Genomic DNA, 21,255 nt, shown 5'->3' with positions numbered 1-21,255 from the left:
CATCCAGATGCCTCATACACGGCAGGGCGGTCCGTACCCGCCAGTAGGGGTACGGACCGCCCACCACCGAGAGCAGGCCCCCTCGATTTCGCCAGGGGACGGGTTCCCTGTCGGCCAGGGAAATCACCCGTCCAGGGAGGCGAGCGCCTTCCTCATCAGTGCCGCCCGGTCGGCGGCGCCACTGACATGCTCCAGGCCGAAGCCCAGCAGCACGGTGTCGTCCGTGGTGACGGCGCCGTACGTCTGGAACAGGACGCCGGTGCGTGCCCAGTCCTTCAGGACGGCCGGGCTGCCCTCGGGAGGTCCGGCCACCTTCCAGGCGCCGAGCGAGGTCTCGAAGCCCTCGGTCTCCTTCTCCGTGCCGCCGACGACGAGCGAGGCGTTGTCGGCGAGGACGCCGTGCCCGCCGCTGCCCGGGTCGGTGACGTAGGCGATCGAGACCTCCACCGTCTTGCCGGCGTAGGCGCTCAGGTCGAAGTTCACCTGCCGCCAGCCGCTGGAGGCGCCGGTGAGGCTGTTCCACGTGCCGGTGGTGCCGGTCGCGGTGCAGCCGTCGGCCGCCACGGTCAGGTAGTGCTTCAGCCAGGGGTGCTCGTTGACGTAGAACCCACCCTGGCACTCCGTCGGCACGGCGCTCCGGGTGGCACCGCCCGCCTCGGGAAGGGTCGTCCAGTCGTCGGCACCCGTGGTGTGGGCCTCGACGATGGCGTGGTCGTAGCCGGGCTCCGTGTCCCACAACAGCTGGGTGCGCAGGGTGGGCTTGTCGGCCGCGGTGACATGGGTGAGGTCCACGGTACGGGTGAGGCGTTTGTAGGCGTCGTCGGTGTGGACGGCGGCGGCCATCGACGAGCCCGCGAACGGGCCGTACGGGTTGACCGTGCCGGCGAACTGCCCGGCGCCCTTGCTCGCGAACTGCGGGAACTCGTCGGTCCCGAGCTCGTCCGAGGTCACGCTGTAGGTGCCGGCCTTGTCCAGCGGGTTGCCGGGGGCCGCGCCGAGCGGGCTGGTGACGCCGCCCAGCTCGCCGGAGCCGGTGAAGCCGGTCGCCCCGGGGGTGGCGGTACGGGTGTAGGCGCCCAGGTAGTACTGGCTGAAGTCGTTCGACAGCGCGCCGCCGCCGAGGTCCACGTTGCCGCCGGCCTGCTCACCGGCCTCGATGAGCCGGCCGCCCTCGTTGAGGAAGGCCCGCAGCTGGAGCTGGGTGGCGACGCCCGGGACGCTCGCGCCCGTGTAGTGGACGACGGTGTCGAAGTGGCTCAGCACGCCCAGCGCGTCGGGTGCGCCCTGCCGGGAGACGTCCCAGACGACCGCCTTGCGGCCGCTCGCCTTGAGCGCGTCCACGTACGTCTGCGCCTGCGTGGCGGCCGCGCCCTCCTCGGCGACGACCAGGGTGTTCGCCCGGGGGCGCTCGGCGACGGTGTAGGTGAAGCGCTCGCTGGAGAGCTTCTTGCCGCTCTTCGCCTCGCCGGTGAACCAGACCTCGACCTTGTCGCCCGGCTCGCCGTCCTTGACCTTGGCCCGGTACTCGTCGAAGTAGAGGTTGTCCTCACCGCCGTAGGTCTCACCGCCCTTCCAGGGCTTGAGCGCCATGTCCAGGGTGCGCCCGCCGTTGACGCGGTACTTGAGCTCCTTGTCGCGCACCGACTTGCGTACGACGACGGAGACCTCCTGGTCGGCGCCGCGGGAGTACGACGTGGTGAACGCGGCCGGGGTGAAGTCGGCGGCGGTCAGGCCGACCGACGAGGAGGGCCGGTCGGGACGGGCGGCTGACTCGGCCACGGAGAGTGCGAACGGGACGTTCTTGGCGAACTCCTGCTGGATCAGCTTCTCGTCGTCCGGGAAGGTGAAGACCGACTGGCAGTCGGCCGCCTTCCACTCGTCGTTCGCATCGAGGTCCGAGACGGTCTGGCAGGTCGACATCTCGGGGGTGAACATGGCCAGCCCGTTGACGTTCGCCGCGTGGCCGTCCGCCTCGCCGTTGGTGGTGTACAGCTCGGAGGAGAGCTGCGGGTGGTAGCCGGGGATCGCCGAGTTGTCGGGCGTACCGGCGAGCGCCTCGTACAGAACGTCGTCCGGGGTGTGCGTGGCCACCTGCCAGCCGACGCCGTAGAGGATGAGTTCGGCGGCGGAGTGGTAGTTGATGCCGTAGGTGAAACCGATCCGCTTCTGGAAGGCGTCCAGGGCCTGGGTCTCCGGTTCGGAGTTCGGCCCGCCGCCACGATAGGTCTGGCTGGTGGGGTTGGGGGACGATCCCTCGTCGTCGTAGCCCCACTTGTAGGCGAAGTTGCGGTTGAGGTCGACGCCGTCGCCGGTGGTGATGGTGCCGTCGCCGTTGACGTCCCGCAGGTTCTTGCGCCACTGCCGGTTGGCGGGGTCGGCGAAGGTGAAGTCGTAGCCGTCGGGGTTGGCCGACAGCAGGAACCACAGTTCGGTGGAGTCGACGATCTTCTTGACGCGCCGGTCCTTCCTGTAGTTGTCCAGGTAGTGGTGCATCAGACGCCGTGTCATCTCCGGCGTGATCCACTCGCGCGCGTGCTGGTTGGACATGTAGAGGACGGAGGGCTTGGAGCCGTCCTTCGTCTTCTTGGCGCCCTTGGTGAGCTTCAGCGCGAGGATGTCCTGGCCCTTGATGGTCTTGCCGATGGAGACGACCTTGGTGAGGTCCGGGTTCTCCTGTGCGGTGCGCAGGAGTTCCTCCCGCAGGCCGCCCTTGCCGCTGTACGGGCGGAACACACCCTCGGCGGCGTCCTCGACGCGGGCCTCGGCCCGGGTGGAGAGCTCGTGCACGGTGAGGCCGACGCCCTGTTTCTCCAGCTTCTTCGCCTGCTGGTCCGTCAGGTAGACCTCGACGGTCGCGGTGCCCTTCTCGGGCACCCGCTCGCTCAGTTCGTGACCGTCCTGGCCGGCCGCCAGCAGCAGGGGTACCTGCTTGCGGGTGACGTCGGCGCGGAAGACCTTGACTTCGTCCGGGTCGGACGGGGTCGAACCACCCGGGTCTGCCTGTGCAATGGGTGCGAAGCTCGCTCCGCCGATCAGGAGCGCGCCGACAGCGAGGATCGATCTCGCTCTACGTCTCATGAACCCCCCTAGCGTGGGTCCGCCACAGCAGCGAACAGATGCCAGGCTCATGACAGACCATGATCGAGTCAAGGGCGCCTCACCGACACGCGAACACCGGTGCCGACCACCCAATTGGGCGTCGGCACCGGTGTGATGACGGTCTGTGGGATCAGGCCGTCGACATCAGCCCACGAGATTGTCGGCCAGGTCCTCGCTGAGGTTGGCCTCCGTGCCCGGGATGCCGAGGTCGGAGGCGCGCTTGTCGGCCATGGCCAGCAGGCGGCGGATCCGGCCGGCGACGGCGTCCTTGGTCAGCGGCGGGTCGGCGAGCGCGCCGAGCTCCTCCAGGGAAGCCTGCTTGTGCTCCATCCGCAGCCGGCCGGCGGCGGCGAGGTGCTCGGGCACGTCGTCGGCGAGGATCTCCAGGGCACGCTGCACCCGAGCACCGGCGGCGACGGCCGCGCGGGCCGAGCGGCGCAGGTTGGCGTCGTCGAAGTTGGCGAGCCGGTTCGCCGTGGCCCGCACCTCGCGGCGCATCCGGCGCTCCTCCCAGGCCAGCACCGACTCGTGCGCGCCGAGGCGGGTCAACAAGGCGCCGATCGCGTCACCGTCCCGGACGACGACCCGGTCCACACCGCGCACCTCGCGGGCCTTCGCGGGGATCGACAGGCGGCGGGCGGCGCCGACGAGGGCGAGCGCGGCCTCGGGGCCCGGGCAGGTCACCTCCAAGGAGCAGGAGCGGCCGGGTTCGGTGAGCGAGCCGTGCGCCAGGAAGGCGCCACGCCAGGCGGCCTCGGCGTCGCAGGTGGCCCCCGAGACCACCTGCGGGGGCAGGCCGCGGATCGGGCGGCCCCGCCCGTCGACCAGGCCGGTCTGGCGAGCGAGCTGGTCACCGCCCGCCACCACACGCACCACGTAGCGCGAACCGCGGCGCAACCCGCCCGGAGCCATCACGATCAACTCGGAGCCGTGCCCGAAGATCTCCAGGATGTCCCGTTTGAGTCGGCGGGCCGCCATCGCCGTGTCCAGTTCCGCCTCGATCACGATCCGACCGCTCACCAGGTGAAGGCCGCCGGCGAACCGCAGAATGGCGGAGACCTCCGCCTTTCTGCAGCAGGTCCGGGTGACGGGGAGCCGGGAGATCTCGTCCTTCACCGCTGCCGTCATCGCCATGGGCCGATCCTTCCATGCATCCGAAAAATACGGTCGTACGCGGCGGCCAACAGCTCCGGGTCATGCCTCGGGGTGCCGTCGGGCCGGGCCACCGGCGCCAGCTCGACCGCGGCCCCGAACCGCTTGGCGGCATCGGTCAGGGAGTCACGGTCGGGCACGGCGGCCTCGTCGGCCAGCACCACGTCCAGGGCGAGTTTAGGGGCGTGTCGTCCCAAAACCTCCAAATGACGCTGCGGGGAGAAGCCCTCGGTTTCTCCGGGCTGCGGCGCGAGGTTCAGGGAGAGTACCCGGCGGGCCTTCGTCTGCGAGAGCGCGTCCAGCAACCGGGGCACGAGCAGGTGCGGAATGACCGAGGAGAACCAGGAGCCGGGGCCGAGCACCACCCAGTCCGCGTCGAGGACGGCCTCGACCGCCTCGGGCACGGCCGGCGGGTCGCACGGCACCAGGTGCACGGACTGCACCTCGCCCGGGGTCAGAGCGACGGTGGCCTGGCCGCGGACCGTGTCGATCTCCTCCGGGCGCGCCGGGTCGTGGCCCTTGACCAGGGCCTGGAGCTCCAGCGGCACGGCGGACATGGGCAGCACCCGCCCCTGGGCGCCCAGCAGCCGTCCGACCAGGTCGAGTGCCTGGACATGGTCGCCGAGCTGCTCCCACAGGGCGACGATCAGCAGATTGCCGACCGCGTGCTCGTGCAGGTCACCCTTGGACTGGAAGCGGTGCTGGATGACCCGGGCCCAGGTCTGGCCCCAGTCGTCGTCGCCGCACAGCGCGGCCAGCGCCTTGCGCAGGTCGCCGGGCGGCAGCACGCCCAGCTCGTCGCGCAGCCGGCCGCTGGAGCCGCCGTCGTCGGCCACGGTGACGACGGCGGTGAGGTCACCGGTGATCCGGCGCAGCGCGGCCAGCGAGGCGGACAGGCCCATGCCGCCGCCGAGGGCGACGACCTTGGGCTGGGTGCCCCGGCGGCGCGGTCTGGCGCCCCGGGCCTCGGCGGGCCGGCCGCCCTTGCCGCCCGTGTTGCCCTCGGGCACCACCCGGCGCAGCCGGCTCAGCCGCGGAGTACGTCGTGTCATTCGCGTCCCATGTCCCGGTGTACGACCACCGTCTCCACGCCCTCGGCGGCGAGCCGGGCGGCGAGCTTCTCCGACATGGCGACCGAGCGGTGCTTGCCGCCCGTGCAGCCCACGGCGATGGTCACGTAACGCTTGCCCTCACGTCGGTAGCCGGTGGCGACGAGCTGGAGGAGCTCCGTGTAGCGGTCGAGGAACTCCTTGGCGCCGGGCTGGTTGAAGACGTAACCCGACACCTCCTCGTTGAGGCCCGTGTAGGGGCGCAGCTCCGGGACCCAGTGCGGGTTCGGCAGGAAGCGGCAGTCGACGACGAGGTCGGCGTCCACCGGCAGGCCGTACTTGTAGCCGAACGACATCACCGTGGCCCGCAGCTCCGGCTCCTCCTCGCCGGCGAACTGGGCGTCCATCTTGGCGCGCAGCTCGTGCACGTTCAGGCTGGAGGTGTCGATCACCAGGTCGGCGTCGCCGCGCAGCTCGCGCAGCAGCTCGCGTTCGGCGGCGATGCCGTCGACGATGCGGCCGTCGCCCTGGAGGGGGTGCGGGCGGCGCACCGACTCGAAGCGGCGGACCAAGGCCTCGTCGGAGGACTCCAGGAAGACGATCCTCCGGGTGACGTTCTTCGCCTCCAGGTCGGCGAGGGACTCGCGGAGGTTGTCGAAGAAGCGGCGGCCGCGCACGTCGACGACGACGGCGATCCGCGCCACGTTGCCCTGGGAGCGGGCGCCGAGCTCCACCATGGTGGGGATCAGCGCGGGCGGCAGGTTGTCGACGACGAACCAGCCGAGGTCCTCCAGGCACTTCGCCGCCGTGGACCGCCCGGCTCCGGACATGCCGGAGATGATCACCAACTCGGGGATGGCCGCTTCCGGAACCGGGACCTTCTCGTTGGGCGTGCCCGTACTCACCTGTGCTCCGTCTCCGGTTTGCTCTTGCTGCCCGTGGTGCTCGTTCACATTCATGTCTCCTGCCCCCGTCGTTCGTCCGGGGCTCCCGTCGTCACGGGTTCCCCGCTGGAACCCATGGTGCCGGGTTCCTCCTCCATGATCTCTCCAGTCGCCGTGTTGACGGCGGGTGCGGCCGGGGCCGACCGGGCAAGTGCCACGGCGATCGTCTCGGCCGTCTTGCGGCCTATGCCGGGGACCTCGCAGATCTGGTCGATGGTGGCGGATCGCAGTTTCTTCAACGAGCCGAAGTGCTTCAGCAGTGCCTGCTTGCGCGTGTCCCCGAGACCGGGGACGTCGTCCAGGGGGCTGGAGCGGAAGCGCTTGGACCGCTTCGTGCGCTGGTAGCTGATCGCGAACCTGTGGGCCTCGTCACGCACGCGCTGCAGGAGATACAGGCCCTCGCTGGTGCGGGGCAGGACCACCGGGTCGTCGTCGCCGGGCAGCCAGACCTCCTCCAGGCGCTTGGCGAGACCGCAGACGGCGATGTCGTCGATACCGAGCTCGTCCAGGGCGCGCCGGGCGGCGGCGACCTGGGGGGCGCCGCCGTCCACGACCACGAGCTGGGGCGGGTAGGCGAACTTCTTGGGACGGCCGTCGTCCTCGGTGAGGGTGTTCGCGCTGGTGAGCGTGTCCGTGCCGGTGAGAGTGTCCGTGCCGGTGGGGGAACTCTCGTGCTCGGCGCTCTCACCGTTCTCGGCGCTCCCGGCGGGCTCGTCGTCTGCCCACTCGCCCGTCTTCTCCTTCTCGGCGAGATAGCGCCGGAAGCGGCGGGTGATCACCTCATGCATCGAGCGGACGTCGTCCTGTCCGGCGAAGCCCTTGATCTGGAAGCGGCGGTACTCGCTCTTGCGGGCGAGCCCGTCCTCGAAGACGACCATGGACGCCACGACGTCGTCGCCCTGGAGGTGGGAGATGTCGTAGCACTCGATCCTGAGCGGGGCACTGTCCAGCTCGAGGGCGTCGGCGATCTCCTCCAGGGCGCGTGAGCGCGTGGTCAGGTCGGAAGCGCGCTTGGTCTTGTGCAGCACCAGCGCCTGCTGGGCGTTGCGCTGCACGGTCTCCATGAGGGCCTTCTTGTCGCCACGCTGCGGGATGCGCAGGGAGACACCTGAGCCGCGCCGCGTGGTGAGCCACTCCTGGACGGGCTCGACGGGGTCGGGCAGGGCCGGGACCAGGACTTCCTTGGGGACGGCGTCCCCCGTCTCCTCGCCGTACAGCTGCTGCAGCGCGTGCTCCACGAGGGCGCCGGTGGTGATCTCCTCCACCTTGTCGGTGACCCAGCCGCGCTGGCCGCGCACCCGCCCGCCACGCACGTGGAAGATCTGGACGGCCGCCTCCAGCTCGTCCTCGGCGACCGCGATCAGGTCGGCGTCGGTCGCGTCGGCGAGCACGACCGCGTTCTTCTCCATGGCCTTCTTCAGGGCCTCGATGTCGTCACGCAGCCGGGCCGCCCGCTCGTACTCCATGTCCTCGGCCGCCTCGCCCATCTGCTTCTCCAGGCGGCGGATGTACGTGTTCGTGCGGCCGGTCATGAAATCGCAGAACTCGTCGGCCAGTTCTCGGTGCTCGTCGGCGGAGACGCGGTCCACGCAGGGCGCCGAGCACTTGCCGATGTAACCGAGGAGGCAGGGGCGGCCGGTGCGGGTGGCGTTCTTGAAGACGCCCGCGGAGCACGTACGCACGGGAAAGACGCGCAGCAGGAGGTCGACCGTGTCGCGGATCGCCCACGCGTGCGCGTACGGCCCGAAATAGCGGACGCCCTTCTTCTTGTGACCGCGCATCACCTGCACGCGCGGGTACTCCTCGTTCATCGTCACCGCGAGGTACGGGTAGCTCTTGTCGTCGCGGTACTTGACGTTGAACCGGGGGTCGTACTCCTTGATCCACGAGTACTCCAGCTGGAGCGCCTCGACCTCCGTGGACACCACGGTCCACTCCACGGACGCGGCCGTGGTGACCATGGAGCGGGTGCGCGGGTGCAGGCCCGCCAGATCCTGGAAGTAGTTCGCCAGGCGCTGGCGCAGGCTCTTCGCCTTTCCGACGTAGATCACCCGGCGGTGCTCGTCACGGAACCTGTACACCCCCGGTGAGTCGGGGATCTCACCCGGTTTGGGGCGGTAGCTGGAGGGGTCGGCCATGTCTCACACCCTACTGGCGAGCACCGACAGTCCGGCGCGGTCGCGGGGTGCGCTCGCGCCCCGGCGGCAGGGCAGTTTCCAACGGCATGTCCCGCCCCGGGGTTACGGCCCCCCGGGAGCGGGAATGGGGCTCACCCACGGGACAAGGCGACGTCCGGCGGACGGAGCCGGTCCCGGTGCAGGCACAGGTTGTCGGTGCGGACCGTCGTTCCCGGTGCGGAGCGGGCGGGCCACGGGTCGGAGGGCTGCGCACATGAAGCGGATGCGGATCGAGAAAACCCGGCGGGCGGTCCGTGCCCGCAGGTACACGGACGAGCCGTTGGCGCTGCGCGATGCCCTGGACCCGCGCGATCCCGACATCGCGCGCGCCAAGCGCCTGGCCCTCCGGGAACAGGGCGGAAGCGACCGCTCCTAGACACGACGTCCACTGCGAACGCCCGGGGCGCACACCCCGGGCGTTCGCATGTCCGGACGGAGCCGGCTGGAGCGGGTACGTCACTGTCCGGCATCAGGTGTTGTCGGGACCAGGTCAACACGCTTCAATGCGGGGGAACTCGGGACCCTGAACGACGGCGTACGGATGTGAAGACCTCCCTGGCGCCACAACGGGACGGCCCCGGGCGGCCCGCGCCGACGGTCTGACCAGCCGTCGCCGACTCACAGAGAGGCCCCTGCATGCCGCACGCCCCACAGCACGTGGACGTCGCCAGCGCGGAACTGGACGCGGCCCTGCGAAAAGGTCCCTTCCACGTCGCCCTGCGCGCCGCGATCGCCGCCCGCGGCCTGCCCCTGCAACGCGTGCAGCACCATCTGTCCCGCCACGGTGTGAAGGTCGGCGTCACGAGCCTGAGTTACTGGCAGCAGGGGGCCCGGCGCCCACAGCGCCCGGAGTCACTGCGGGCCGTGCGCGCGCTGGAGGAGATCCTGGCGCTTCCCGAGGAGTCACTGATCCGGCTGCTCGCGGAGTCCGGGCGGAGCGCGTCCGGGCTGCGGCCGCCCGCCCGTTCCTACCGCTCCCTCGTCGAGGCCTCCGGAGTCCTGGACCAGTTGCTGGCCGAGCTGGGCTGCCCGCCGGACGGGGGCCTGCACACCCTCGGCCACCACGAACGGCTCCGGATCGGGTACCGGCGCGAACTGGCCGAGCGCGAGTCGCACCACATCGTGCGCGCCCATCGGGACGGCATCGACCGCTTCGTGGCCGTCCACCACGGCGACCGGGGAGCCGCGCCGGAGCGCATGCGGGTGCACGCCCTGGAGAACTGCCGGACCGGACTCGTCCGTTGGCACCGCGACACGGGGGTGCTCGCGGCCGAGCTGCTCTTCGACACCCGGCTGCGGGCCGGGGACACCTTCCTGTTCCGCTACGGCGTCGAGGACGGCACGGCGGGCGTGTCCCGCGAGTACGTCCGCGGCTTCGACTCCCCCGGCGGCCAGTACGCCCTCCAGGTCTGCTTCGACGCGGCGGCCCTCCCGGTGCGCTGCCACCGCTTCGTCCAGCACTCGGCGGCGGCGCCGCGCAGCGGATGCCAGGACCTGGAGCTGAGCGGCCGGCACCGGTCGGTGCACCTGGTCGAGCCGCGGGTGCGGTCGGGGTTCCTGGGGATCGGCTGGGACTGGGAGTAGCGGCTCGGAGGGCAGCGGCCCGACATTGGTGCTGCGGCCCTTCACTCGGCGTAAACGTTTGCGTAAGCGTTTACGTCCGCCCCTCCGATGCGGTACGTTCCCCGCCTGGACACTGAGGAGGCGGGGAGCGCCATGGCGACGATGGCCGACGTCGCGCGGAGAGCCGGTGTCTCCGTGGCGACGGTCTCACACGTGCTGAACGGCACCCGGCCGGTGCTGCCGCACACCCGCCAGGCGGTCCTCGACGCCGTGGAGGAGCTCGGCTACACCACCAACACGCTGGCCCGTTCCCTGGTGACGTCCCGCACCCGGTCCATCGGACTGGCGGTGTCCGCGATCAGCAACCCGTACTTCACGGAGATCCTCCAGGGCGTCGAGGCCGCCTCGCTGGAGGCCGGCTACAGCCTGCTGATCGCCGATCCGCACGACGACCCGGAACACGAGCGCAAGGTGGTCCAGCTGCTGCACGAGCGCCGGGTGGACGGCATGATCGTCGCGCCCTCCGCCGACCCCCGCGAGCTGCTCGCCTACCTGGGGCGGCACGACGTACCGGCCGTGTTCCTGGACCGGCTGGTGGACGCGCCGGGAGCCGCCGGTGGTCCGCGTTTCGACCAGGTGTGCGCCGACAACGCCGAACCGATGTCCCGGCTGGTCACCCATCTCGCCGGCCTCGGTCACCGGCGGATCGGGCTGGTGGCGGGGCGGCCCGGGCTCAGCACCACGCGCGAGCGGATCACCGGCTACCGCAGCGGTCTCGCGTTCGCGGGGCTGGCGTACGACGGGCGGCTGCTGGTGCACGGCGACTCGGAGTCGACCGGCGCAGAGCAGGCCACCGAGACCCTGCTGTCCCTCGGTGTGCCGCCCACCGCCCTGGTCACCGGCAACAACGCCATGACCATCGGCGTGCTGCGTGCCCTGAGCGCGCACGGCCTGTCCGTACCGGGTGACATCGCGCTGTGCTGTTTCGACGACTTCGCCTGGGCGGATCTGTTCTCGCCCCGGCTCACCGCGATCGCGCAGCCCGGCAAGGACATCGGTGCCCGGGCCGTGGGCGTGCTCCTGGAGCGCCTCGCCGTACCGGACCGGCCCGCCCGGACCGTGCGCCTGTCCTGCGCCTTCGTCCACCGCACGTCCTGCGGCTGCCCCAGCCCGTCCGAGGAAGGAACCCCGTCGTGATCGTCGTCGCCGGTGAGGCACTGATCGACCTGGTACCGCAGGGCACGGGTGCCCTGGCGGCGTTGCAGCCGGCGCTCGGCGGCGGCCCGTTCAACACGGCCGTGGCGCTGGGCCGCCTCGGCTCCTCCGCCGCCTTCTGCTCCCGGGTGTCGTCCGACGCCTTCGGGGAGGCCCTGCTGGAGCGGCTGCGCGGGACCGGGGTCGAGGTGTCCTCGGTGCAGCGGGGCGCCGAGCCGACGACCCTCGCCGTCGCCACGGTCGGCGCGGACGGTTCGGCGGCGTACTCCTTCTACGTCGACGGGACGGCGGACCGGCTGTTCTCGGCGCCGTCGGCGCTGCCGTCCGGCACCCGGGCGGTGTCCTTCGGCACCTGCTCGCTGGTGCTGGAGCCGGGAGCGAGCGCGTACGAGGAACTGATGCACCGGGCGTCCGCGCAGGGCGTGTTCACCGCGCTGGATCCGAACATCAGGCCCGGGCTGATCCCGGACGCGGACGCCTATCGGGCGCGGTTCAAGAGCTGGCTGCCGTCGGTGTGCCTGCTGAAGCTGTCCGAGGAGGACGCCGCGTGGCTGGGCGGGACGCCCCAGGAGTGGCTGGCGGCCGGTCCGGCGGCGGTCGTGATCACCCGGGGCGGGGACGGACTGACCGCTTTCACCGCCGACGGCGGCGAGTACGCGGTGCCGGGCGTACGTGTGGCGGTCGTGGACACGATCGGCGCGGGCGACACGGTCAACGCCGCCCTGCTGCACGGGCTCGCGGTGCGCGACGCCCTCAGCCGGCGCGCGGCGGCCGCCCTGGGCCCCGACGGCTGGACGGAACTGCTGGGCTTCGCAGCCCGCGCGGCGGCCGTCACCTGCTCACGGGCCGGGGCGGAGCCGCCCTACGCGCACGAGCTGACGGGCTGACCCGGGCAGGAGGCCGCGCGGTTGACCGAGGGGCCTCAGCCGGTCTCCCCCCTCGGGACGGCTCGCAGCGCGCCGGGGCGGCGGCCGTTGAGGCGGTCCAGGGCGGCGGCAGTGGCGTCGTCCCCGGGGAGGTGGATGACGACCTGCTGCCCCTCGTGGGGAAGCGCGAGCGTCTCGACCAGCAGCCGCAGGGAACCGGCCTCGGGGTGTTCGATGTCCTGGGAGCCCGTCCGCCGCGGTGTCATGGCCAGGTCGGCGAACCGGTCGGCGAAGTCCGCGCCCGCCGTCACCGTCAGCTCGTCGGCCAGCTCGGCGAGGTACGGGTCCCGCAAGGGCACGCCGTGCCGGAGCCGGGCGACGAGATCGTCGGCCACCCGGTCCCACTCGCGGTAGGCGCTGCGTGCCCGCTCGTCGGTGAACAGGTACCGGAGCAGGTTGGGCCGCTCGTCGTCGAGCAGTCCGAGGGGGCCGACCAGTCGCTCGTATCCGGCCGTGTGGGCGAGGACGTCGCCGATCCAGTTGACCACCAGCGCGGGAGCCGGTTCCAGGCGGTCCAGCACGGCCCGCACGGTGGGGCGCGCCGCGCGGCTGAGCGGTGGGGCCGCCGCACAGAGCAGCGGGTCGCCGCCGTCCGCCTCCTTGGTCAGGCGACGCAGCAGCATCCGGTCGCGCAGGGAGAGGTTCAGGGCGTCGGCCAGGGCACCCAGCACCTGGGCGGACGGGTTGCGGTCGCGTCCCTGTTCCAGCCGGGTGAGGTACTCGACGCTGACGCCGGCGAGCGTGGCCAGTTCGGCGCGCCGCAGGCCCGGCGTACGACGCCGGGGCCCCGCGGGCAGACCCGCTTCGGCCGGGGTGACGGCTTCACGCCAGGTGCGCAGGAACGTGCCCAATTCGTTGTCGCTCACCCGCCGAACGTACCGGGCGCGCGGGCGCGGAGGGTGGCCCCGTCACTACCAGGCTCCGGCCGGTCTCCCTTCCGGGCCGCGCGGCCCTCAGGGTGGAGGGCATGACGAATGACACCGCCACCACCGCCCTGCCGCTGACTCCCGGTCAGTGGGCCCTCGATCCGTTCCACTCCTCCGTCAACTTCACCATCCGGCACCTGGGCATCGCGAAGGTGCGGGGGCGCTTCGAGCGGCTGGAGGCCGAGCTGTTCGTCGGGGAGCGGGTCGAGGACGTGCGGGTCTCCGCGACGGTCGACCTGGCCTCGGTCGACACCGGCAACCCCGACCGGGACGCGCACGTCCGCGCTTCCGACCTGCTCGACGTGGAGAAGCGCCCGACGATGACGTACCGCTCGACGCGGGTGTCGGGCGCGGGTGAGGACTGGACCATGGAGGGCGAGCTGACGATCGGCGGCGTGACCCGTCCGGTGACGCTCGCCGTGGAGTTCGGCGGGCTGGTCGAGGTGCCGATGGACGGCAGCCGGCATGCCGGGTTCGAGGCGACGGGTGAGATCCGGCGCAGCGAGTTCGGGCTCGACTTCGCCCCCGGTCTGCTCGGCGAAGTGGTCAAGATCCAGCTCGACATGCAGTTCGTGGAGCCGAAGGTCGCCTGACCGCACGCGGAACGCGCCGTGCCCCACAGGACATTTCCTGTGGGGCACGGCGCGTTCGGCCGGGACGTCAGCCCTTGCTGGTCCGGGTCGTCTTCTTCGCGGCGGCCTTGGTGGTCTTGGCCGTCGTCTTCTTGGCGGCCGTGCCACCGACCGTCTTGGTGGCGGTCTTGCGGGCCGAGGCCGTCTTGGCCGCGACGGTCTTGCGGGCCGCCGTCTTGCGGGGTGCCTTCACCGAGGACGCGTCACTGACGCGGTCGGCGCCGAGGATCTCCCGCAGGAACTTGCCGGTGTGGCTGGCCGGGACCCCCGCCACCTGCTCGGGCGTGCCTTCGGCGACGACCAGGCCACCGCCGGCGCCGCCTTCGGGGCCCATGTCGACGATCCAGTCGGCGGTCTTGATCACGTCGAGGTTGTGCTCGATGACGATGACCGTGTTGCCCTTGTCGACCAGCCCGGACAGGACCGTCAGCAACTTGCTGATGTCCTCGAAGTGCAGACCGGTGGTCGGCTCGTCCAGGACGTAGACCGTGCGGCCGGTGGAGCGCTTCTGCAGCTCGCTGGCGAGCTTCACACGCTGCGCCTCGCCGCCGGACAGGGTCGTCGCGGCCTGGCCGAGGCGGACGTAGCCGAGACCGACGTCCTTCAGCGTGTTGAGGTGCCGGGCGATCGCGGGGACCGCCTCGAAGAACTCCGTGGCCTCCTCGATCGGCATGTTGAGGACCTCGGCGATGGACTTGCCCTTGTAGTGGACCTCCAGGGTCTCCCGGTTGTACCGGGCGCCGTGGCAGACCTCGCACGGGACGTAGACGTCCGGGAGGAAGTTCATCTCGATCTTGATGGTGCCGTCGCCCGCGCAGTTCTCGCAGCGGCCGCCCTTGACGTTGAAGGAGAAGCGGCCGGGCAGGTAGCCGCGGACCTTCGCCTCGGTGGTCTCGGCGAACAGCTTGCGGATGTGGTCGAAGACGCCGGTGTACGTGGCCGGGTTGGAGCGCGGGGTGCGGCCGATGGGCGACTGGTCCACGTGCACGACCTTGTCGACGAGGTCGTCGCCGTCCACGCGCGTGTGCCGCCCGGGCACGCTCCGGGCGCCGTTCAGCTCGCGGGCCAGGTGGGTGTACAGGATGTCGTTGACCAGCGTCGACTTGCCGGAACCGGAGACACCGGTGACGGCGGTGAAGACGCCCAGGGGGAACGAGACGTCGATGTCCTGGAGGTTGTTCTCCCGGGCGCCGTGCACCGTGAGCTGCCGGGACGGGTCCAGCGGGCGCCGGATGTCGGGCAGCGGGATGGCCTTCCTGCCGGACAGGTACTGCCCGGTCTGCGACTCGTCGTTGGCCAGCAGCTCCTTCAGGGAGCCGCTGTGCACGACCCTGCCGCCGTGCTCACCGGCGCCGGGGCCGATGTCGACGACCCAGTCGGCCATCTTGATCGTGTCCTCGTCGTGCTCGACGACGATGAGCGTGTTGCCCATGTCGCGCAGCCGGACCAGGGTCTCGATCAGCCGGTGGTTGTCGCGCTGGTGCAGGCCGATGGACGGCTCGTCCAGGACGTACAGCACGCCGACCAGGCCGGAGCCGATCTGGGTGGCCAGGCGGATGCGCTGGGCCTCGCCGCCGGACAGGGTGCCGGCCGCGCGGTTCAGCGAGAGGTAGTCCAGGCCGACGTCGACCAGGAAGCGCAGCCGCTCGTTGACCTCCTTCAGCACGCGCTCGGCGATCTTCTTGTCCCGGGCGGTGAGCCTCAGCTCGCCCAGGAAGTCCGCGCAGTCGCTGATCGACATCGCGGAGACCTCGGCGATGGACTTGTCCATGATCGTGACCGCGAGGACGATCGGCTTCAGGCGCGTGCCCTCACAGGTCGGGCAGGGCACTTCGCGCATGTAGCCCTCGAAGCGCTCGCGGCTGGAGTCGCTCTCCGCCTCGCTGTGCCGGCGCTTGACGAACGGGACGGCGCCCTCGAAGGCGGTGGTGTACCGGCGCTCACGGCCGTAGCGGTTGCGGTAGCGGACCTCGACCTGGGTCTTGTGGCCGTGGAGCAGGGCCTTCCTGGCGCGCTGCGGCAGCCCCGCGAAGGGGATGTCCGTGCGGAAGCCCAGCGCGTCGGCGAGGGCGCCGATCAGGCGGCCGAAGTAGTCCTTGGTGTGGCCGTGGGACCAGGGGTGGATGGCACCCTCGTCGAGACTCTTGTCCGGGTCCGGGACGATCAGCTCCGGGTCGACCTCCATACGCGTGCCGATGCCGGTGCAGTCCGGGCAGGCGCCGAAGGGCGAGTTGAAGGAGAAGGAGCGGGGCTCCAGCTCCTCGAAGGACAGGTCGTCGTACGGGCAGTACAGGTGCTCCGAGAACATGCGCTCGCGCTCGGGGTCGTCCTCGGGGAGGTCGACGAAGTCGAGCACGACCATGCCGCCGGACAGACCGAGGGCGGTCTCGACGGAGTCGGTGAGGCGGCGCTTGGCGCCGTCCTTGACCGTGAGGCGGTCGACGACCACCTCGATGGTGTGCTTCTCCTGCTTCTTCAGCGTGGGCGGGTTCGACAGCTGGATCGTCTCGCCGTCGACCCGCGCGCGGGAGTAGCCCTTGGTCTGGAGGTCGGCGAAGAGGTCGACGAACTCGCCCTTGCGCTCGCGCACCAGCGGCGACAGCACCTGGAAGCGGCTGCCCTCGGGCAGCTCCAGGACACGGTCGACGATGGCCTGCGGCGACTGGCGGGTGATCGGGCGGCGGCACTGCGGGCAGTGCGGCTTGCCGATGCGCGCGAAGAGCAGGCGCAGGTAGTCGTAGACCTCGGTGATGGTGCCGACCGTGGAGCGCGGGTTGCGCGAGGTCGACTTCTGGTCGATGGAGACGGCCGGAGACAGGCCCTCGATGAAGTCGACGTCCGGCTTGTCCATCTGGCCGAGGAACTGTCGGGCGTACGAGGACAGCGACTCGACGTAGCGCCGCTGCCCTTCGGCGAAGATCGTGTCGAAGGCCAGCGAGGACTTGCCCGACCCCGACAGGCCCGTGAAGACGATGAGCGAGTCGCGCGGGAGGTCGAGCGAGACGTTCTTGAGGTTGTGCTCGCGCGCTCCACGGACGATGAGACGGTCGGCCACGCCGGTCCGCACCTTTCTTGAGAGAAGTGACAGGGGCGGGGCCCCCGTCCTTCTCAGACTAGGGGGAGCCACTGACAACGCCGGACGGATTCACGGGTTGTCAACAAACCCCGGCTCTCCAGCATGCCCGACGCCACGTCCGACCATATAGCACGTGCTTTCGATTTACGGCACTGCTTCACCACCTTCACCCGAAGGAGTGGCGGGGCTAAGGTCAGCAGCATGATTGATCACGCTCATGACCTGGCGTCTGTACGTGACGCGACGGAACGGCTGCTGAGCGCAGTCGGCGCCCTGGACAACGCCGCTGTGACCCACCCGTCACGGCTGCCCGGCTGGAGCCGCGGCCATGTCCTGGCCCACCTCGCCCGCAACGCGGACGCCCTGGTGAACGTGCTCGAAGGGCGCCCCATGTACGTCTCCGGCGCGGCCCGGGACGCCGACATCGAGCGGGACGCCCCGCGCGGCCTCGACGTCCAGCTCGCCGACCTGCGCGAGAGCGCCGCCCGCTTCCAGGAGGCCGGGGAGGCTCCGGCGGACTGGGCGCGCACGGTGGAGCTGCGCAACGGTGTCACGGACTCCGCCTCCCGGGTGCCGTTCCGGCGATGGGTCGAGGTGGAGCTGCACCACGTGGACCTGGGCATCGGGTACGAGCTGGAGGATCTTCCTGCGGAGTTCACCGAGCGGGAGATCGGCTTCCTGGCCGACCGGTTCGCCGGACACCCGGACGTACCGCCCACGCGCCTGACGGACGGCACGCGCGCGTGGAGTACGGGACGGCAGGCCCAGGACGGACCGGAGGTGACCGTCACGGGTTCTCCGGCGGACCTGCTGGGCTGGCTCGCCGGCCGCCGTACCGGGGCCGCGCTGAAGGTGGACGGGGGCCCGCTCTCGGCGTTGCCGCCGCTGTAGGGCCACTTCCCGGGTACGGGACCGTGGCCGCTCCCCCGCTATAGGCTGGCGAACATGACGTACAGCGGAGAGGTGACGGTCGGTGGACCGGCCGATGTGCACGAGCTCAAGGACCTGATGATCACGAAGATCGCGGTCGGTCCGATGAACAACAACGCCTATCTGCTGCGCTGCCGGGCCACGGACGAGCAGTTGCTGATCGACGCCGCCGACGAGGCCGAGACGCTGCTCGGCATGATCGGCGGCGACGGCATCGCATCCGTCGTCACGACCCACCGGCACGGCGACCACTGGCAGGCGCTCGCCGAGGTCGTGGCGGCCACCGGCGCCCGCACGTACGCGGGCCGGGAGGACGCCGAGGGCATCCCGGTACGCACCGATGTGCTGGTCGACGACGGCGACACCATCCGGGTGGGCCGGGTGGAACTCACCGCGCGCCACCTGGTCGGGCACACACCCGGTTCGATCGCCCTCGTCTACGACGACCCGCACGGGCACCCCCATGTGTTCACAGGGGACTGCCTCTTCCCCGGCGGTGTGGGCAACACCCATAAGGATCCGAAGGCGTTCGCCAGCCTCATCCACGATGTAGAGACCAAGATCTTCGGCGCCCTTCCGGACGAGACCTGGGTCTACCCGGGGCACGGCAACGACACGTCTCTGGGCGCGGAGCGCCCGCACCTGCCGGAGTGGCACGCGCGCGGCTGGTGAAGGACGCGCCGGAGTGGTGCGTGACCGCGCGGGGCGCGAACGTGTGGAGTGGTGAGCCGCGCACGCGCCCCGTGTGAATCGTTCGCACGCAGCGGCGCCGCACAGGCGCTCCCCTCCTCTTTGGTTGCGCGGTCAACTGGTAGCAGCCCCGCGCAGGATGACGGCTCCTGAGCGGATGGGCCGCCGGCCTGTCGATCCCCGCCCTCGGCCGGCGGCCCCGGCCCACGCCGAAATCGGCGCCGTTCCAGGTCCGTTCACATGAACGCAACACCCGTTCCCACCATCCGGACAGATGTTGCCGTGACCTCGACAAACGGGACCGTCGGCTGTCAATCTCCCGCCATGCACCCTGCCCCGCGTTCCCTGCGCCGCGCTGCCGCCGCCGTCGTCCTCCTCGCCACCGCCGTGAGCTGCGCACCGCAACCGGAGGCGTCCGGCGGGCCCTCGGCATCGGCCGGAAGCACCTGCGACAAGGGCAAGCTGGCGACCCGGACGTCCGGCACACTGACCATCGCCACCGACCAGCCCGCCTACGAGCCCTGGTTCGAGGACGACGACCCCGCAGGCGGCAAGGGCTTCGAGTCGGCGGTCGCCTACGCCGTCGCCGAACGGCTCGGCTACGGCAAGGACAAGGTCGCCTGGCAGACCGTCCCCTTCAACAAGGCCTTCGCGCCCGGCGAGAAGACCTTCGACTTCGATATCAACCAGGTCTCCATCAGCGAGGAACGCAAGAAGGCCGTGGACTTCTCGTCCGGCTACTACGACGTGCGCCAGGCCGTCGTGGCGCTGAAGGGCTCCAAGGCCGCGAAGGCGAAGAGCATCGCGGACCTCAAGGACGTGAGCCTGGGCGCGCAGGTCGGCACCACCAGCCTCGACTACATCAACGACGTGGTCCGCCCCACGCGGGCCGCCGCCGCATACGGCAAGAACGACCAGGCCAAGTCCGCGCTGAAGAACGGCCAGGTCGACGCCATCGTCGTGGACCTGCCGACCGCGTTCTACATCACCGGGGCCGAGGTCACCGACGCGACGATCGTCGGTCAGTTCGAGAACCAGGGCGGCACACCGGAGCAGTTCGGTCTCGTGCTCGACCGGGGCAGCGCGCTCACCTCCTGCGTCTCACGGGCCGTGGACGCGCTGCGCGAGGACGGCACGCTCGCGAGGATCGAGCAGCGGTGGCTGTCGGACGCCGTCGACGCGCCGGTGCTCAAGTGACGGTGCACAAGGAGGAGGAGGGCTCCGGCGAGCCCGAGGCGGCAGAAGGTTACGTCCCGTCACAGCGGCGCCTGGAGCGCGAACGCCACCGACGCGCCCGGGCCCGGCGCGCGACGGCCATCGGGGCGCTGTCGACCCTCGTGACCGCGGCCGTCCTCTACCTGGTCGTCGTCAACGCGCCGGGCTGGGCGCGCACCAAGGAGACCTTCTTCGACCCGGGGTACGCACGCGAGGCTTTTGTGAAGGTCCTCGAAGGGCTGTGGCTGAACGTCCGGCTGCTGCTGGTCTGCGGGGCCGCGGTGCTCGTCCTCGGCATGCTGATCGCCGTCGCCCGTACGCTGCGCGGCCCGGTGTTCTTCCCGCTGCGCTTCCTGGCCGCCGCGTACACGGACTTCTTCCGGGGGCTGCCGCTCATCATCAACCTGATGATCGTGGTCTTCGGCGTCCCGGCGCTGCGGCTCCAGGGGGTGACCGTCGACCCCGTGCTCCTCGGCGGCACCGCGCTCACCCTGACGTACTCGGCTTATGTGGCCGAGGTGTTCCGCGCCGGCATCGAGTCGGTGCACCCCTCGCAGCGCGCCGCGGCCCGCTCCCTGGGGCTGAGCAACCGGCAGGCGCTGCGGCACGTGGTGCTGCCCCAGGCGGTGCGCCGCCAGGTGCCGCCGCTGCTGAACGACCTGGTGTCCCTGCAGAAGGACACCGGGCTCGTGTCGATCGGCGGTGCGGTGGACGCCGTGCGGGCCGCCGACATCATCGTGGGCCGCAGCCTCAACTACACCCCGTACATCGTCGCGGGTCTGGTCTTCGTCGCGCTGACCATCCCCATGACCCGCTTCACGGACTGGGTGACGGCCCGGATGGACCGCCGGCAGACCCAGGGAGGAGCCATATGAGCGAGACTCCCGTGCTGCGCATGGAGTCCGTCCGCAAGACCTTCGGCGACTCGGTCGTGCTGCGGGACGTCGACCTGGAGGTCGCGCCGCACACGGTCACCGCGCTGATCGGCGCCTCCGGCTCAGGCAAGTCCACGCTGCTGCGGTGCGCGAACCTGCTGGAGGAGATCGACGACGGGGCGATCTGGCTGGACGACGAGGAGATCACCGACCCGCGCGCCGACCAGGACGCGGTACGCCGCCGGATCGGCGTGGTCTTCCAGGCGTACAACCTGTTCCCGCACATGACGGTGCTGGAGAACATCACGCTCGCCCCGCGGCGTGTGCACGGGGTGCCGCGGGCCGAGGCCGAGGCACGCGCGCGTGAGCTGCTGGAGCGGCTGGGGCTCGGGGGGAAGGCGGGCGAGTACCCGGACCGGCTGAGCGGTGGGCAGCAGCAGCGCGTCGCGATCGTGCGCGCCCTGGCCGTACGCCCACGGCTGCTGCTGCTCGACGAGATCACCGCCGCCCTCGATCCCGAGCTGGTGGGCGAGGTGCTCACCGTCGTCCGCGGCCTGAAGGACGAGGGCATGACCATGGTGCTGGCCACTCATGAGATGAGCTTCGCGCGGGATGTCGCCGACCAGGTGTGCTTCCTGGAGGGCGGCGTGGTCCTGGAACGCGGCACCGCCGAGCAGGTCTTCGGGGATCCGCGGCAGGAGCGGACGCGGCGTTTCCTGCGGCGGATCGTGGAGGCGGGGCGGCTCTAGCAGGGCGGCGGTAAGAGGCGCTCGCCATGCTGCTTAC

17 protein-coding genes are annotated in these 21,255 nt (G+C 71.0%); 10 read left to right on the top strand and 7 right to left on the bottom strand.

From position 1 onward, the window contains the following. Window positions 1-123: 123 nt before the first annotated feature. The 5 genes from ACIQHQ_RS05680 to uvrC all read right to left on the bottom strand — a co-directional run bounded on the left by ACIQHQ_RS05680 (window position 124) and on the right by uvrC (window position 8,382). Window positions 124-3,078 carry a M14 family zinc carboxypeptidase gene (locus ACIQHQ_RS05680; RefSeq protein WP_402610382.1) on the bottom strand — a complete coding sequence of 985 codons (2,955 nt, stop codon included), beginning with the start codon at window positions 3,076-3,078 and terminating at the stop codon, window positions 124-126. Between the two features lie 165 nt (window positions 3,079-3,243). Then, window positions 3,244-4,233 (bottom strand): DNA-binding protein WhiA, encoded by a 990-nt coding sequence (gene whiA, locus ACIQHQ_RS05675; RefSeq protein WP_402610380.1) that lies wholly within the window; start codon window positions 4,231-4,233, stop codon window positions 3,244-3,246. After that, entirely contained in the window at window positions 4,224-5,303 is a 1,080-nt protein-coding gene (yvcK, locus tag ACIQHQ_RS05670; protein WP_402610378.1) for a uridine diphosphate-N-acetylglucosamine-binding protein YvcK, read from the bottom strand. Before yvcK ends, whiA begins: the two co-directional genes overlap by 10 nt. After that, entirely contained in the window at window positions 5,300-6,259 is a 960-nt protein-coding gene (rapZ, locus tag ACIQHQ_RS05665) for an RNase adapter RapZ (protein WP_402610376.1), read from the bottom strand. Before rapZ ends, yvcK begins: the two co-directional genes overlap by 4 nt. After that, the gene (gene uvrC, locus ACIQHQ_RS05660) at window positions 6,256-8,382 is read right to left on the bottom strand and encodes an excinuclease ABC subunit UvrC (RefSeq protein WP_402610374.1); all 2,127 of its coding nucleotides are present in this window, start codon (window positions 8,380-8,382) and stop codon (window positions 6,256-6,258) included. The genes rapZ and uvrC overlap by 4 nt, the downstream gene beginning before the upstream one ends. A gap of 262 nt (window positions 8,383-8,644) precedes the next feature. On the opposite strand from uvrC, the gene ACIQHQ_RS05655 reads away from it, so the two are divergent. The 4 genes from ACIQHQ_RS05655 (at window position 8,645) to ACIQHQ_RS05640 (ending at window position 12,086) form a co-directional block, all read left to right on the top strand. Then, window positions 8,645-8,797 carry a hypothetical protein gene (locus ACIQHQ_RS05655; RefSeq protein ID WP_200839649.1) on the top strand — a complete coding sequence of 51 codons (153 nt, stop codon included), beginning with the start codon at window positions 8,645-8,647 and terminating at the stop codon, window positions 8,795-8,797. Between the two features lie 260 nt (window positions 8,798-9,057). Continuing rightward, window positions 9,058-10,005 (top strand): hypothetical protein, encoded by a 948-nt coding sequence (locus tag ACIQHQ_RS05650; RefSeq protein WP_402610372.1) that lies wholly within the window; start codon window positions 9,058-9,060, stop codon window positions 10,003-10,005. 132 nt (window positions 10,006-10,137) lie between these two features. After that, window positions 10,138-11,181 (top strand): LacI family DNA-binding transcriptional regulator, encoded by a 1,044-nt coding sequence (locus ACIQHQ_RS05645; RefSeq protein ID WP_402610370.1) that lies wholly within the window; start codon window positions 10,138-10,140, stop codon window positions 11,179-11,181. Next, the gene (locus ACIQHQ_RS05640) at window positions 11,178-12,086 is read left to right on the top strand and encodes a carbohydrate kinase (RefSeq protein ID WP_402610369.1); all 909 of its coding nucleotides are present in this window, start codon (window positions 11,178-11,180) and stop codon (window positions 12,084-12,086) included. The genes ACIQHQ_RS05645 and ACIQHQ_RS05640 overlap by 4 nt, the downstream gene beginning before the upstream one ends. Window positions 12,087-12,121: 35 nt before the next feature. On the opposite strand, the gene ACIQHQ_RS05635 is transcribed toward ACIQHQ_RS05640, so the two are convergent. Then, window positions 12,122-12,991 (bottom strand): helix-turn-helix domain-containing protein, encoded by an 870-nt coding sequence (locus ACIQHQ_RS05635; RefSeq protein ID WP_402610367.1) that lies wholly within the window; start codon window positions 12,989-12,991, stop codon window positions 12,122-12,124. A gap of 101 nt (window positions 12,992-13,092) precedes the next feature. Between ACIQHQ_RS05635 and ACIQHQ_RS05630 the strand changes: the two genes are divergently transcribed. Beyond that, window positions 13,093-13,644: a YceI family protein gene (locus ACIQHQ_RS05630; RefSeq protein ID WP_402610365.1), complete on the top strand. Its 552-nt coding sequence runs from the start codon at window positions 13,093-13,095 to the stop codon at window positions 13,642-13,644. A gap of 67 nt (window positions 13,645-13,711) precedes the next feature. Here the strand turns inward: ACIQHQ_RS05630 and uvrA are convergent, their stop codons facing one another. Further along, window positions 13,712-16,738 carry an excinuclease ABC subunit UvrA gene (gene uvrA, locus ACIQHQ_RS05625; protein WP_402610363.1) on the bottom strand — a complete coding sequence of 1,009 codons (3,027 nt, stop codon included), beginning with the start codon at window positions 16,736-16,738 and terminating at the stop codon, window positions 13,712-13,714. Window positions 16,739-16,960: 222 nt separating this feature from the next. On the opposite strand from uvrA, the gene ACIQHQ_RS05620 reads away from it, so the two are divergent. From ACIQHQ_RS05620 to ACIQHQ_RS05600, 5 genes are all read left to right on the top strand, one after another. Beyond that, the gene (locus ACIQHQ_RS05620) at window positions 16,961-17,650 is read left to right on the top strand and encodes a maleylpyruvate isomerase family mycothiol-dependent enzyme (protein ID WP_402610361.1); all 690 of its coding nucleotides are present in this window, start codon (window positions 16,961-16,963) and stop codon (window positions 17,648-17,650) included. A gap of 54 nt (window positions 17,651-17,704) precedes the next feature. After that, window positions 17,705-18,361 carry an MBL fold metallo-hydrolase gene (locus tag ACIQHQ_RS05615; protein ID WP_402610359.1) on the top strand — a complete coding sequence of 219 codons (657 nt, stop codon included), beginning with the start codon at window positions 17,705-17,707 and terminating at the stop codon, window positions 18,359-18,361. A gap of 342 nt (window positions 18,362-18,703) precedes the next feature. Continuing rightward, entirely contained in the window at window positions 18,704-19,576 is an 873-nt protein-coding gene (locus ACIQHQ_RS05610; protein ID WP_402610357.1) for an ABC transporter substrate-binding protein, read from the top strand. Further along, the gene (locus tag ACIQHQ_RS05605; protein ID WP_402610355.1) at window positions 19,573-20,469 is read left to right on the top strand and encodes an amino acid ABC transporter permease; all 897 of its coding nucleotides are present in this window, start codon (window positions 19,573-19,575) and stop codon (window positions 20,467-20,469) included. The genes ACIQHQ_RS05610 and ACIQHQ_RS05605 overlap by 4 nt, the downstream gene beginning before the upstream one ends. Continuing rightward, a complete protein-coding gene (locus ACIQHQ_RS05600; RefSeq protein ID WP_402610354.1) occupies window positions 20,466-21,218 on the top strand; it encodes an amino acid ABC transporter ATP-binding protein in 753 nt (250 codons plus the stop codon). The genes ACIQHQ_RS05605 and ACIQHQ_RS05600 overlap by 4 nt, the downstream gene beginning before the upstream one ends. Window positions 21,219-21,255 lie beyond the last annotated feature (37 nt).

Source organism: Streptomyces sp. NPDC092370, assembly GCF_044755265.1.
Lineage (GTDB): Bacteria > Actinomycetota > Actinomycetes > Streptomycetales > Streptomycetaceae > Streptomyces.
Note: the sequence above shows the minus strand (reverse complement) of the source record. Positions and strands in the feature narration are given on the sequence as shown.